Here is a 13805-nt window from a genome sequence, read left to right on the forward strand (position 1 = left end):
CTGAGCGTGTTGCCGGAATGGTCGTCTAATAAAGTGGCTGAACTACTGCCATGGAACGTAGATCTCTCCAATAAATAAGCGTCAGTACGGTTCTCACTTACCGCTTACGTTTTGCGGGCTGCGTATTTGATTAACTGATCGAGTTGTTGAAAATCTTTGTTCACTGTTTTAAACCAGTGGCGGAACTAATGATAGTGGCTATTTACTGGCACGAGGCGCCAGTACAACGGGAACGAATTGATAAGGCAGGGAGGCTTCTTAGTCCCGGTACAGATTTAGAAAGAGATATTCGGCCTATTCCCTGGCCTGCAAGGCCAAATATTGCGGCTAATCCAATGAGGTAGTGAATGCCGCATATGGCAGGAATCTGCAAACGGGAAAACCGAATCCTGTGCAGGAAGTGATAATCTTCATGCCGTAAGTCTCCATGCAGCTAACCAGTTATCAGGCACTGGCTCGTTGAATAAATATTAAAATAACTTTTCCATTTTTTGTTTTTCCAGATAAAAGCGGCATCGTTACGGACAGGTAGTGACTTCCCATGTTTAATTAATTTCTGAAAAAAAGGAAATAAGGTATTCCCAGGCACAGGCTGCAGGCGACAGACTGGATACTGCTATTACCAGCAGATGACCGGAGGTGAAAATTGTTTCCAGAATACAGAGAGCTGATTTCGCGGCTAAAAAATGAAGACGCCCATTTTTTGGTGCTGTTTCAGCGACATAATGAACTGGATCATGAGGTCTCGCGGGAAGAGGCCCGCCCGGCCCCAGACAGCATACGTCTTATAAAAATGAAGCGTGAGAAACTACATCTGAAAGATGAGATGTACCGTATTCTGCGCTCATACTCTCCGGGAGAGTAAGAGCGACTGATGTTAACCGAAAATAAGGATGAAAGATGACAAAACTCGATGAAAAAATGAAGGCTATGCTGGCGGTTCAGCTACCTGTGCAGGCCACTACGGGGCCAGACGGTCTGCCGGATATCGGGCCAAAGCGGTCGCTGCGCGTCTATGATGATACAGCGCTGATTTACAATGAGAACACGGGAGGACGGACGCTCAAGAATATCCGGGCAGGATCAAAAATGGCAGTGGCCGTGATTGATCGGGAGAATCGTGACGGATACCGCTTTATCTGTACGCCAGTGATAACAGAGGACGGTGAAGCATACGAAAATGCGCTGAACTTTGCGCAGAATAACGGCATGCAGCAGCCGTTGTGTGCAGTCGTACTGCAGATTGATGAGATATACAGCCTCCGATCGGGGACGAACGCCGGAAAAAAGATCAAGTAAATCGTGATGTCACCCTCTGAAGACATATGGCCCCGTTTGCGGAGCCATATGTAGCATAACATTCAGTTATAAATAGTTATCGAGGTTTTTCTTATTCCTGTTCAGTTCCCGCAGATTTTACGCGAACCCATTAGAGTGTGGAACATATTGCGCAACTCCGGCGTGGCGTTTCCGACGTTACTTCGTTTTACGGGCCCTTTTTTTGGCAGAACTGGGGTTGCTCTTACTGTATCTCCGCTCAGTACTACGCCAGTTACTCTGATTTCATGATAAAAGCGCTGTGAATTGTCGGTTCTGACAACCCGTATCTCGCATGCAACCCGTTTTTTATGCCGGGAAATATAAGATATCTGAAATGACGCTCGGCGATCATTGATACCGAAAGCCTCTGAAATGGCCATTCGACTGACCCAGTCATTCTGCTGCCGGCACCACAGGGCGATCAAAATATAGAGTGGTTCGTCAGCATACTGTTGTAATGACGGTGGAATTACGAACGGATCGTGATTGCTTTGGGCTGTTTTTTTGTGCTGCAGGATAGATGTGGCATAAGTTTGCTTTGCGTTGTCCATAATTTTTATTTCCTGAATAAGGATAAAGAAAACTCGCATGCTTCTTTTTATAGGAATAAGTGATATGAGTTATCACTTTTATTATTAATAGGCTGGCGAACCGAAAGAAACTGGAAGTTCCCGGTTCGGATGGCCTTCAGAGCCTGTACCAGTATTTATGTATTTTAACTGAAAAGTTCCGTTCGAAGTCTTTTTTTGGGGGGGATTTGTTATGTTGTTTAAAGTTTGTTTAATATATTGAATGTTGAATTATATAATTATTCACATATAACTGACGATATATTTATTTATGTTATCTCTGTCTTGTTTGGTTTTATGGACAAAAATCGTTAAGTATGAAGTTTTTTGTATTAATTATATTTATTTCGAAGGGGAGTCAATGATTTTTCCCGGGCTGAAAGATCGAATTAATGAGTGTACGGTGGAGAAAGGACTGATTCAAACACCATTACCCCTACAAGAAACCTGAATAGAGAAAAGGGTGGGTAGTTATCTGACCTAATTATTACACACGTTTTATGGTCTGACGCCTGCATTTGACTTAGCGGAGATCAGTCGAAAAAATTCAGGGGCTCGGTCTGACATAAGTATGAAAGTCCGGCCCAATGAAACAGGGCGGACTGTCATCTTATTAGCAGGCGTTCAGAGAAAACTTTGCCAATGCCGTTAAATTTTTTAAATGCTAAAAGACCACGTTCAATTTAGCCCAGTATGTTCTGCCCGGCTCATTAAATATAGTGTCTGTTGAATATCCAAATCCGGAGTTTCCTGCCAGATTTAAATGTTCTGCATAACTCTTGTTAAGTAGATTATCAGCTCCAATGCTTAATTTAATATCCTTCGTAAATTTATAAGCTGCATTAGCAGACAGTACAGTGAACCCGGGGCTTTTGATGATGTCTTTTCCTACAACATTACCTTCATTAAGAGCAATGCGATTCTGTTGACTAACCACACGCCAGAGAACTGTGGTACTCCAGTCGTTTTTGTCCCATGTCAAAGCAAAACGCCCTTCAAGGGGGGGCATCTGAGGAAGCGGCTGGTCTTCAGTAATGTTTTGCCCCCATGACCATGTCAGTGAGGTATCGAACTTCCAGTCCGGAATAAACTGCCAGCTCAATCCGCTTTCAGCCCCAAGTGTTCTTGCCCTTACATTATAAGCTTTGCTGGTTTTGCCTTTTTTATCTGATGGATCATACTGAAATATGATGAAGTTATTTATATAAGCTGTATAGAATGAAACCCATGTCGTAACATCACCTATATTATACTGAGTACCTATATCTAACTGTGTTGTTTCTTCCGGGCGGACAGATGTGAATGCGTCCTCAAGTCCATATTTATAATTTGTTGAGGAAAATAACTCCCAGTAATCCGGAAATCTTTTAACATAGCCCAGCCCGGCATACATCATTCCTTTCTTGTCAGAGAAGGTATGTTCTGTTCTGACAAAACCTGCTGGTAGATAAGCATCTCTCTTACGTTCCGCATTTTTGAAACTTTTCATCTGTGCATGATCTATACGCGCACCTGTTATGAGGTCATAATCATTGTTAACATTCCATGTTGTCTGAGCAAAAACACCGTAGTCGTGAAACCGAGCGTCTTTGTTCCAGGGACCAGCACCTGAGGTATCCGGGTTATACATTTTGACTGAGCGGTGTGTGTACATCTGGGTGTCCGTACCGGCTTCAAGTTTGACATCTTCCCAGTCCCATGTTCCCATTAATCGTCCTGAAACAGTCCTTCTGTCATAAGGCATGATCATTTTCCCCCCCATCTTCATGCCTGGCATGTGGTGCATAGATCCTGAATCTGCATGCATCATATGCATGCTATGGCCTCCGGTATTTTGGGGTAATCGGCGTAATGAATAGTTATCCATAACATGACGGGCGTAATTGTAATTTATTTGCCCCTCGAGTTTGTCGAAAACGGGTCCCAGGTCGCTGAACACAAAGCGCATACCCAGGCTTTGTCGTTTAAACTCTGTGCCATCCATAGCACGCCCGGCATAAGCCGCCTGAGCATTACCCGTACCAGCAGAAAACTCTATCAAACGATCGGCTTCAGGTGTTATCCCGACAGTGATATCTGAATTCCATTTATCCCATCCTGAATGAATATTTTTCCCGTTTCCATCTTTATAATCCGAAGAGCGAGACTTGTTACCCGTGAGACGTAAATAGCCTTTTTCACCGCCTAATGAAATATCAGCGTTACCATCATAACGATCTCTTGAGCCAGCCAAAACAGATGCAGTCCCTTTGACTGCATTAGTTTCGAAAGACGGAGTTTCCCGGTCAAAACGTATTGTTCCGGCTGAGTTACCCGGACCCCATAGAACAGTCTCCGGTCCTTTTATCAGTGAAAGAAGATCAAAATCCTCCGGGGCAATATAGGATGTAGGAGCATCCATCCTGCTGGGGCATGCCCCTAACATTTCTGCACCATCAGTCAGTATCTTCAGGCGAGAACCAAACATCCCTCTAAAAACAGGATCCCCATTTGTACCACCATTACGTATTTGTGAAAAACCGGGGATTGTTTTTAAATAATCAGAACCATCACTGGCAGGTACTGGCTGACGTGGTTCTTTAGGCGATGTAATAATTTCAAGAGGTGAGGTTACTGGTGCCGTTACCGTAATGACATCAGCATCAGTGTCTTTTGCAATATTTTGATTTTTTACCGTTGCTGCGTGTGAACATAATACCCCACCAAAAAAAATTGATAATGGATATGTAAAAAATCTAATTTTCATGTTTTTTTCCTTTGAAATATGCGCAGGTGTAAAAGATAAGAAATAAAAGCTGTGTAGAAATAATAGATAAAAGCGTACCTTCAGGAAAAGGAGAGGCCAGTCTAATCAAAATGCATAAGAAACCAACACTTAAATAATAAATATAATGTTCTCTTTCATCCAGCCCGGAGGTAAACATATCATGCGTCATAAACAGACAGCCAAATATAAGGCTACCCATCAGGATATAATCATCAAAGAAATCAAATAATTTAGGGTTGTATTTCTCGGACAACATTATCCATGCTACATAAGCGCCTAAAATTCCTGCAATCATGTAACTAATCCGGTGTAATTTAAAATAAACAAGAAGTAGCGCTGAAATCAATAAAGCAGCTTTTGACGTTTCTCCAACTGCGCCAGCCCATTGCCCCGTTATTAAAAAGAATTTACTAAAAGAGTGGCATGGGTAATGAGCTGTAAGCATATTACGGCATACTGTAAGAGGAGTGGCACCCGTGATCCCGTCAGATTTTAGATAAGGTGGGGAGTATAAAAATATGGCCAGTCTTCCGGCAACTGCAGGATTCAGGTAAAACGTATGTCTTTTGATGGTTATTCTGGCAAGTGAAATTATGCACCCCATAAGATATGAGAACATTATGAGTATGAACGATTTTTCCGCAGGAACTATGCAAAAAAAGATCAATGAACTGTATAGTACACTTTTCCTGATATCGTACCCGAACCACAATTTCATCGACCATACTGATAAAAATGCCGACACAGCTATAGCTGCAGCCACAGTAAATACATTAAAAACAAATGCGCCTACGTTTTCATTGAAAACATAGATATATTGATTGAACAGACCTGAAATAATAACAGGTATCAGGCAGATGATGAATTTATAATAAGTGGTCATTGTATTTAATATAAATGAGGCAGGCAAACCCGCCCCATCTTTATTATTTTTGAGGATAGGTAAATGTAAATGTTTCAACAAATGGTTTGAACCAGTCAGGGGTACCTGTTTCTTCATCTGTATGATGCAAAAAACCTTTCTCATCAGGTGCAGAGTATTTTAGCTTCACAGTATAAGTACCCGGTCCTTGCATTTTTACTGACTGTGCGTAATGAGCGCCGTCTTTTGCCACCATGGGAAGCAACTGTCCAAACTCAAGGAAGTCTTTGTCTCCCTGCTTTGTCATAACATAGTTTATTGAAAGGTATGGGATCCATTCATCCTGTGAAAAACCCCATTTATTATCCTGTGTTGCATGCACGTCTGTTTCCAGGTGAATTACATCATCCCCCATAATCATGGATGTTATATGAGGCGACATTTTAATACCGAGAAGATATGATGACGCTATCTCCATACCTTCATGAACTACCGGCCCGCCTACAGGATATTCTTTTGCAAATGCCATTGATGTGAATAAAATTGCCGGTACTATAAGTAAAGATTTTGAGAATTTCATGGTTTTTTCCTTTTTAAAAGACTGGAAATACTTAGAATCAGTGCTGCAACTAAAATCCATGTTATTATCTGAACGCCTGATGGCGTTGATGTATACCCAAATATTGCTCTTGCGAGACCTCCCTGCCAGCTATTATCAGATAATAGCCATGATGAATCCCACACAGTATCCTTTATGGCGGGTATTATATCTATGCTGGATAGAATCCCGATACCCTGGCTTGCCAGTCCTGCAGCGATAAATGTTAAAACTATATTGCTGAGTAAAAATATAAACTTTAGTGGTATAAGAATTAACCCCCTGTATAATAAGAAGGTAAAAACTATACCAGCACCTACACCAATAATACCTCCCGTAAACATTGCTGTAACTGAAGTTCCAGTCGAGATGATAATACTGTACATGAAAAGTACCACTTCTGAACCTTCGCGCATTACTGCAATTGCTACAACAACAGCAATTGCATAGTTTTTATTACCTTCTGATAAAATATTTCTCACTTCATTCCGGCTGGCATCTGCCATTTCTTTTCCTTTTGTTGACATCCATACAATCTGCCATGAAAGCATCAACGTAGCAGTCAACAGTAAGGCCGAATTGAAAACTTCCTGACCTGTACCAGATAAAGCATTTTCAATGCTGTTTGTGAATAAAGCTAATAACCCTGAAAAAATCACACCAGATGTTATTCCTGCAATGACCAGATGGCTTATTTTATAGCCTTTACAGGCGGCCAAAATAACAGAGATAATTAACCCGGCTTCAAGCACCTCTCTGAATACAATGAGGATGACAGCTATCATTTTGAGATTTCCTTTGCCACAACCTTCCCACGAAGATTATTGACACTATAATCGTCAAAAAAAGTATAATCTCCCGGATGCAATGGGCCGGTAAGAACTGTAATCGAGTTTCCCGGCGTAGCAATTTTCTCAAATTTCATATCAAAACTTTCAAGTTCGGCAACTTTTGTAGTGCTGTTGAGCATTTTTATTTTTATTCTGGTGTTTGCCGGAACATTTAGTATTTCGGGAATAAAGCCTTTTTCAGTAAGCTCTAAATTAAATACAGGTCTTTCATCAGCCCGTGCAACTGATAAAAAAGAAAGAAGTAATAATGTAGTTAACGTTAGCCTCATTTACCGTCCCTCATACAGCCCGTAGTTAGTTCTGTTGTGAATTCCGCCACCTGTACACGTGGTTATTTACTCTTAAACAATTGTACGGCTGACAAGAAAGCCATAATCGTCACATTGCAAATGCAAGTGAGTTTAATAATCATTTGCATGAAGGTTTAACATCGGCAGTTCCAGTGTTTCCACCTTAAAATGTAAATATATGTAAATAACGCTTTGTTTTTTTGTTAATTATATGAAATATAAGGTTTTTAATTTAAGGGGCAGTACTTGTATAACTAATATTTTCTATTGAGGAACTGACCTTTGCCCTGAAAACAGTACCGGAGCCACCATACAAATATTCTTCAGAAATAGCTGAGCCTGTTCCGGGTCACAGGGTATTACTCAATACACTGGCTGCTTTCATAAGGCATTCGCATGAAATCAGCCACTGATTCAGACAGTTATTTTCAACAGGACATTCGGCTGTTTAATTTTCATGTCCGGATAAATAAATTACGCTGGCAGCGCGTACGTATTGTTTTCACTATGGCCGGGAAACCTCAGTCTGTGGAGAACCCGGATATGTCCTATTCTGATACGCCTGAACAGGCAGACGTTATTGCCTGGCAGGGAAAACGTCTGGTGGTGGGCGCGTTTGCCGGTACAGGCAAAACCACTACCCTGCGACGTTTTGCTGAACAGAATCCCGACGAGCGGATGCTGTATATCGCCTACAACCGTGCGATACGTGACGAGGCGGAGCAGAAGTTCCCGTATCATGTCACCTGTAAAACCAGCCATCAGCTGGCGTATGCGGCGACAGGGCGTTTTTTCGCCTCCCGTCTGGTCAGTAACCTGAAGGTCACGGACGTTGCGCGGGCGCTGAACAGTAAGAACTGGCGGATGGCCGGTGCCGTGCTGTACACGCTGAATCATTTTATCTGCAGCGCGGATGAACAGATTACGGCGATACATGCGCCGGATGAGGAGGAACTGCCTGATACGGAGCGGGCACAGGCGGTGACGGCCTCGCAGCGGCTGTGGCTGATGATGACTGCCCGGCAGGGAGACTTCCCGGTCACTCATGACACCTACCTGAAGCTTTACCAGTTAAGCCGGCCGGACCTCTCCTCCCGTTATTCCACCCTCCTTTTTGATGAGGCCCAGGATGCGAATCCGGTGACCAGCGCTATTGTCCTCAGCCAGCGCTGCCGGGTGGTGCTGGTCGGTGACCGGCATCAGCAGATTTACCGTTTCCGTGGAGCGGACAATGCGATGGATACGCCACAACTGGAACATGCTGACCGGCTGTGGCTGACAAACAGTTTCCGTTTCGGTCCTGAGGTGGCGAATGTGGCTAACCGGTTGCTGGCACTGAAAGGTGAGACGCATAAAGTCATAGGAAAAGGCCCGCAGGACCGGGTTGTGGATATGCTTCCCCGGACGTGTGGTCATCGTGCCGTGTTGCACCGGACGGTGTGCGGGGTCATCAGTACGGCGCTGAATTACTCGCTGGCCGGAAAAAAGGTGTACTGGGTCGGGGGAATGGAAAGCTACAGAGTGGAGGAACTGCTGGACCTGTACTGGCTTTCGGTGGATTTACCGGAACGGATGGAGAAAAACACCCTGACGCAGGACTACCGTGACTATGCGGAATACTGCCAGGTGGCGGAGGAGACGGGAGACCCGGAAATGAAACAGGCGATGTATATCCTCGACCAGTTCTTCCCGCTGCCGGAAAGGCTTAAGACGCTGCGCCTGCAACGGGTGGAAAACGAACGGGGCGCTGACGTGACGGTCTGCACGGCGCACCGCAGCAAGGGGCTGGAGTGGGATGTGGTGGCGTTGTATGACGACTTTGCCGACATTCTTGACCCGGACATGCCGGTGGACAGGCGGGATGATGAACTCAACCTGCTGTATGTTGCCGCCACACGCGCCCGGCGGCTGCTGGTTCCGGACCCAGTGATACGGGAGATACTGGCGCAGCCTCCGGCGGAAGATATTCTGGTCCGGCCGACAGGCGGAGACATAAATGGCACCGGTGATGACACGGATGAAAGCGGGGAGGACAGGGATGTTGCATAAGTTGTTCCTGTGGGTAACCGACAACAGCGCTGAGACGCAAAAAACGGGAAAACAGGCGCAGTCGCCGGAAGCCCTCGGATTTCTGCGGCCGCAGACGGTGGACGTGCTGCTTGGTACGGAAAACCGGCAGAAGATGCTGAAGCAGATGCGAGAAAACAGCCTGCTGACGAAAGAGGCCACGGAGAAATACTACATGCAGCCGCTGCGGCACTGTGTGAGTCTGATGCAGGGGCTGCCGGCCACGGAAAGGGGGTATCATGCGGTGGTGGGGGGCCTGGTGGACCTGACGCTGAAAACGGTGGTCTGCGCCCTCCGGTTGTCACGCGGATACATGCTGCCACAGGGGGCCAGCGCGGAAGAGCAGTCGGCGCAGGCGGTGACCTGGAATGCGGTGATATTTTATGCGGCACTGTGCCATTCTCTGACGGTTTTTGGCCAGCTTCAGGGGGAACTGGCCGACGGTACGCTGTGGTATCCGGGGCTGACGGTACCCTCCAGGCCTTACCGGGTCCGCTTTTGTCAGGACCGGAGGAATAACGTTCATGCGATGGCCACGTTACTGAGTATGCGGCTGTTGCCGGATGAAGTTGTGGTCTGGCTGGGCAGGACGCCAGCGGCACTGGATTCGCTGCTGAATCAGATTCAGGGTGATAACAGGCCTGGCTGTGTGGTGTCACAAATCATCAGCGAAGCGGTCAGGTTTGCAGGTGGAGTGCTCCAGGAGCCGCAACGTCGGACCTCTTCAGATGTACAGTTCGCCCCGGGTACGGCAGTTGCGCCAGTGGCAGTTGTGGATGTGGTGGCTGGACCCACATCTGGAGACGCAGGAAATGTCGTTACATCCCTGGGATCTGCCCTGGACGAGTCTCCGACAGTTGATACTGTAGTTTCTCCCACGGTAACAACTGTTGTAGCGGTGCCCGATAACCAGGAGGCGAAGGCTGTTGGTGATGCTATGGCACTGATGGAGTTCAGTACATCTGAGAGGCAGGTAACGGAGGCAGAAAACATCCCGCAGCCGGGAGATCTGGTTGTGGTAAAAACCGGAGAAGAAACAGCGCGCATATCTGATAAAAAAGACAAACAGAAGAACTGTGGTGAACAATTCTGGCGGTGGCTCAGTGATGGAATCAGGTCCGGTAGTCTTTCTGTTAATGCTCCGGACTCACTGGTTCATATAACAGGAGGGATGATTTTTATTCCGACACCAGAAATATTTTTTGCCTTTCTTAAAAAAACACCATGCAGTTCCCCTGATATCAACAGAGACGACATTCAGCGGGAATTCGAGAAACTGGGACGTAATTTCTGCAAAAGGGATAAGTCACTATTTCAGTGCATGAAATATGAAGAAGAAGGAAGACAGGGACGTCATAAAAGATGGTCCGGATATCTGATTATGGCCAGGAAAATTTACAACGACAGAGATATCCCTGATGATAGTATGTATCTCTTTGTTTCAATAGTTGGGTAACTGAAACAAAATAATAATGAAGGCATTTGTAACACCAGGCATAGTTTGTTACAGCAGTGGTTATTGTCAGAAGGGATCTGCTTATTATTTTTTATTCACGCCATTATGTGAATTAATCATAAAAGGAAAAATTATGGAAAATTATACATTTGATAACCTCTTGAGCGATTATCTCTTTTATAAACCCCTGCGTTCAGCAACCTGCTGGAGTTATGAAAAGGTCCTGAAAACATTCAGAAGTTATGTCGGGAATGACAAAATTCCGGAGGAGATCACTACGGGGGATATTCTTTCCTGGCGGCACTCTATTCTGAAGGAACGTGGTCTGTCCGCAAAAACCTGGAATAATAAAGTGGCCCATATGAGGGCGCTGTATGCCTTTGGCATCAACAAGAAGTATATCCCCCTGAAAGAAAATCCATTTCATGAAATGGTGGTGCGCGCGGATACAAAACTCAAGAAAACGCTGGACGATCAGCAGATGGAGAAAGTGTACAGCGTGATGGGGCGCTTTGAAGAAATGGAAAAACAGGGCAGGGCTCCGGGACGCTGTGCGCTTTTGCCGACACATTTCTGGTTAACAGTACTTGATACGTTGCAGTATACCGGGATGCGACAGAATCAGTTGATCCACCTGCGACAGGGAGATATTTCCCTGAAAGGCGGGTGGATCATGCTTCAGGCGGAAACAGCGAAAAATCACCGTGACTACCGAATTCCTGTTGCCGGGCTGCTGAAGCCACGGTTATCACGCCTGCTGGCTGAGATGAAACTGAGGGGAATGAAACCGACTGCCCAGTTATTTAACGTTGATTTCTGTAAGGGGAATTCCAGGATTGAAGCAATGCCTTTGCAGACCATACGTGGTTTTTTCAGAAGGCTTTCGAAGGAATGCGGATTTAAGGTCAGTCCCCACCGGTTCAGGCATACGATCGCGACAAAGCTGATGAGATCACCGAACCGTAACCTGCATGCGGCCAAAAATCTGCTGGGTCATTCCAGTGCGAATACTACGCTTGAATATGTGGAGAACGATGTGGACTCGCTGCGTGAAATTCTTGATTCAGAACTGCCTGCGGTGAAAAAGAAGGGGAGGAAAAAGGATCCGTCTTCAGGATCTGGTTCCTGACAGACAAGGGTTCTTGTTTTACACGCTATTGACAAAACAGTGTAAAAGTGTTGATACTGAATTTTGGAATAAGTCGCCAGCGGCCTGTTAGAGCAAGCCGCTGGCATTTTGGTAACGTAAACCATCATGCAGGACAGAATGTGAATATCGAAGATCTGCATAACGATCTCGTCACCTTTACACCCGCCATGTCTAAGGGGAACTGGCGAATGGGTTCTGAAGGTGGTGCCCGGACTCGGAATCGAACCAAGGACACGGGGATTTTCAATCCCCTGTCCTGAAAACGGTTAAAAAATCGACTTTTCAGCGTGTTTTGTAGCCAGATATTAACATTCGATCAACATTCGAGTGTATGGCATGCAAAACTTAACTGGTTCTTCTGATACCTGTTCGATTCCGCCTGGTGAAGCATCCGGATCACCTTCGATCGAAAGTGATCGCAACAGCACTTTACCATTTCCGCTGACAAAAGTCGCGACACAAATCCTTTCCATCATCTCCACCAAGGGCGGCGAGGGAAAAAGCACCCAGGGTGCCTATCTTGCCGGTTTCACTGCCGATGCCGGTCTGAAAACCCTCCTGATTGATGGCGACTATTCCCAGCCGACTTCCTGCAGTATCTACCACCTGGATTATGAGGCACCCTGCGGTCTGTATGAACTGCTGACACAGACGGTCGACCTGAGTAATCCTGATAATATTATTTCCCGTACCTGTATTCCTAATCTGGATGTGATTGTCTCCAATGACCCTGATGAGCGTCTGCCGGGAGAGATACTGCACATCGCGGATGGCCGCATGCGTCTGCGCAATGTGCTGCAGCATACGTTATTCCGCCAGTATGACGTCATCATCATCGATTCAAAAGGCGCGGCCGGAGTGATGACCGAAATTGTTGTTCTGGCCGCCAACAGTGTGGTCGGGGTGATAAAACCCATTCTGCCCGATGTCCGTGAATTCCTCCGGGGAACGGTCAGGCTGGTGAACCGTCTGCTGCCCCTCAGAATGTACGGCATCACAATCCCTGATATTCATATCCTGATTAACCATTTCGAAAACACCGTGCTGGACCGCCAGACCCTCATGGAACTGACCGGCATTGTTGAACAGAAGAAATATATCGGCTCTTCTGAAATAAACATATCGATGCTGAACACCACTATTGAAAAACTGGAGGTGTACAAGCGCGGTCACGCCACAGGTCAGCCCGTTCACCGGCTTGAATACACCACTGACCGTAAGTCGTTGCCGGCGGCGGAAACAATTCACAATCTGGCCTGCGAACTGTTCCCGCAGTGGAAAGCGTTATTCGATGATGTACTGCGCCGAAGACCCGGCGTGAATGGCGCTGCCGGCGCAGTTGCCGGTACTGATGCTGTGGCAGACGCCCCCGCAGCTCAGGAAGCCGTCTGTGTCGGATGTGGCTGTAGTGACAATAACGCCTGCGTGAACGAATTCCGTGAGCCCTGCCATTGGCTGAAGGTGAATTATGAAACCGGGCGGGGCGTGTGTTCGTCATGCGAATCTTTCCTGAATCATCCGCTGACTGATGATGCTGAGTGAGGAGAAACGATGATGAATAACTTCCCTCTGATTCATACCGTCAGAATCGCATGTTCAGTGGACGAAACCGTACTCTGTACGGTTTACGCTTACAACAGCCGTTTTGTCGGACTCCTGCTGCATGCGGTTATCCTGAGAATTTTCATCAGTAATCATATTTTGTTCCTTGTGCTGATGAACGTGATGTTGCTGACGGAACGTTCTGACCGGTGTCTGCAAACATTGTGGTCAGAAAATGTTCTGTCAGTGAACGGGATGGTACGTACTGCAGTGGCTGGTCCGGCACCTTTTTTGCCATTTTTTGCCGTTTTTTACACTGTTCAGAATGCGTGA

The 13805-nt window shown here is 46.1% G+C and carries 13 protein-coding genes and 1 pseudogene; 8 read left to right on the plus strand and 6 right to left on the minus strand.

Features of this window, described 5'->3' with window-relative positions:
* The 3 genes from HV477_RS29060 to HV477_RS18825 form a co-directional block, all read left to right on the plus strand.
* The coding region (locus HV477_RS29060) for a hypothetical protein (RefSeq protein ID WP_375372879.1) at nucleotides 1–78 on the plus strand (78 nt) is incomplete at its 5' end.
* A gap of 568 nt (nucleotides 79–646) precedes the next feature.
* Nucleotides 647–865, plus strand: a complete 219-nt coding sequence (locus HV477_RS18820) for a YdcH family protein (RefSeq protein ID WP_175065248.1) — start codon at nucleotides 647–649, stop codon at nucleotides 863–865.
* 35 nt (nucleotides 866–900) lie between these two features.
* Nucleotides 901–1299, plus strand: a complete 399-nt coding sequence (locus HV477_RS18825; protein WP_023222316.1) for a pyridoxamine 5'-phosphate oxidase family protein — start codon at nucleotides 901–903, stop codon at nucleotides 1297–1299.
* Between the two features lie 101 nt (nucleotides 1300–1400).
* Here HV477_RS18825 and HV477_RS18830 read toward each other — a convergent pair whose 3' ends face one another.
* The 6 genes from HV477_RS18830 to HV477_RS18855 form a co-directional block, all read right to left on the minus strand.
* Nucleotides 1401–1871, minus strand: a complete 471-nt coding sequence (locus tag HV477_RS18830; RefSeq protein ID WP_023222315.1) for a CaiF/GrlA family transcriptional regulator — start codon at nucleotides 1869–1871, stop codon at nucleotides 1401–1403.
* Nucleotides 1872–2553: 682 nt separating this feature from the next.
* Nucleotides 2554–4635 (minus strand): TonB-dependent copper receptor, encoded by a 2082-nt coding sequence (locus tag HV477_RS18835; protein ID WP_175065249.1) that lies wholly within the window; start codon nucleotides 4633–4635, stop codon nucleotides 2554–2556.
* Nucleotides 4625–5620 (minus strand): RnfABCDGE type electron transport complex subunit D, encoded by a 996-nt coding sequence (locus tag HV477_RS18840; protein WP_175065250.1) that lies wholly within the window; start codon nucleotides 5618–5620, stop codon nucleotides 4625–4627. Before HV477_RS18840 ends, HV477_RS18835 begins: the two co-directional genes overlap by 11 nt.
* A complete protein-coding gene (locus tag HV477_RS18845; protein ID WP_023222311.1) occupies nucleotides 5583–6098 on the minus strand; it encodes an iron transporter in 516 nt (171 codons plus the stop codon). The genes HV477_RS18840 and HV477_RS18845 overlap by 38 nt, the downstream gene beginning before the upstream one ends.
* Entirely contained in the window at nucleotides 6095–6901 is an 807-nt protein-coding gene (locus tag HV477_RS18850) for an FTR1 family protein (protein WP_080214735.1), read from the minus strand. Before HV477_RS18850 ends, HV477_RS18845 begins: the two co-directional genes overlap by 4 nt.
* Complete coding sequence (locus HV477_RS18855) at nucleotides 6898–7236, minus strand: cupredoxin domain-containing protein (RefSeq protein WP_023248771.1); 339 nt, start codon at nucleotides 7234–7236, stop codon at nucleotides 6898–6900. Before HV477_RS18855 ends, HV477_RS18850 begins: the two co-directional genes overlap by 4 nt.
* 564 nt (nucleotides 7237–7800) lie before the next feature.
* On the opposite strand from HV477_RS18855, the gene HV477_RS18860 reads away from it, so the two are divergent.
* The 5 genes and pseudogenes from HV477_RS18860 to HV477_RS18885 all read left to right on the plus strand — a co-directional run bounded on the left by HV477_RS18860 (nucleotide 7801) and on the right by HV477_RS18885 (nucleotide 13805).
* Entirely contained in the window at nucleotides 7801–9306 is a 1506-nt protein-coding gene (locus HV477_RS18860) for a UvrD-helicase domain-containing protein (RefSeq protein WP_175065352.1), read from the plus strand.
* Nucleotides 9254–10780, plus strand: coding sequence for a TraI domain-containing protein (locus HV477_RS18865; RefSeq protein WP_175065251.1), 1527 nt, complete (start codon nucleotides 9254–9256; stop codon nucleotides 10778–10780). Before HV477_RS18860 ends, HV477_RS18865 begins: the two co-directional genes overlap by 53 nt.
* 16 nt (nucleotides 10781–10796) lie before the next feature.
* Nucleotides 10797–11909, plus strand: coding sequence for a tyrosine-type recombinase/integrase (locus tag HV477_RS18870; protein WP_375372877.1), 1113 nt, complete (start codon nucleotides 10797–10799; stop codon nucleotides 11907–11909).
* 357 nt (nucleotides 11910–12266) lie between these two features.
* A pseudogene (locus HV477_RS18875) lies at nucleotides 12267–13244 on the plus strand (ParA family protein); the annotation flags it as partial.
* A 237-nt stretch (nucleotides 13245–13481) separates the two neighbouring features.
* Complete coding sequence (locus HV477_RS18885; protein WP_175065252.1) at nucleotides 13482–13805, plus strand: hypothetical protein; 324 nt, start codon at nucleotides 13482–13484, stop codon at nucleotides 13803–13805.

Origin of the sequence: Salmonella sp. SG203 (assembly GCF_013350575.1) — a bacterium.
Lineage (GTDB): Bacteria > Pseudomonadota > Gammaproteobacteria > Enterobacterales > Enterobacteriaceae > Salmonella > Salmonella enterica.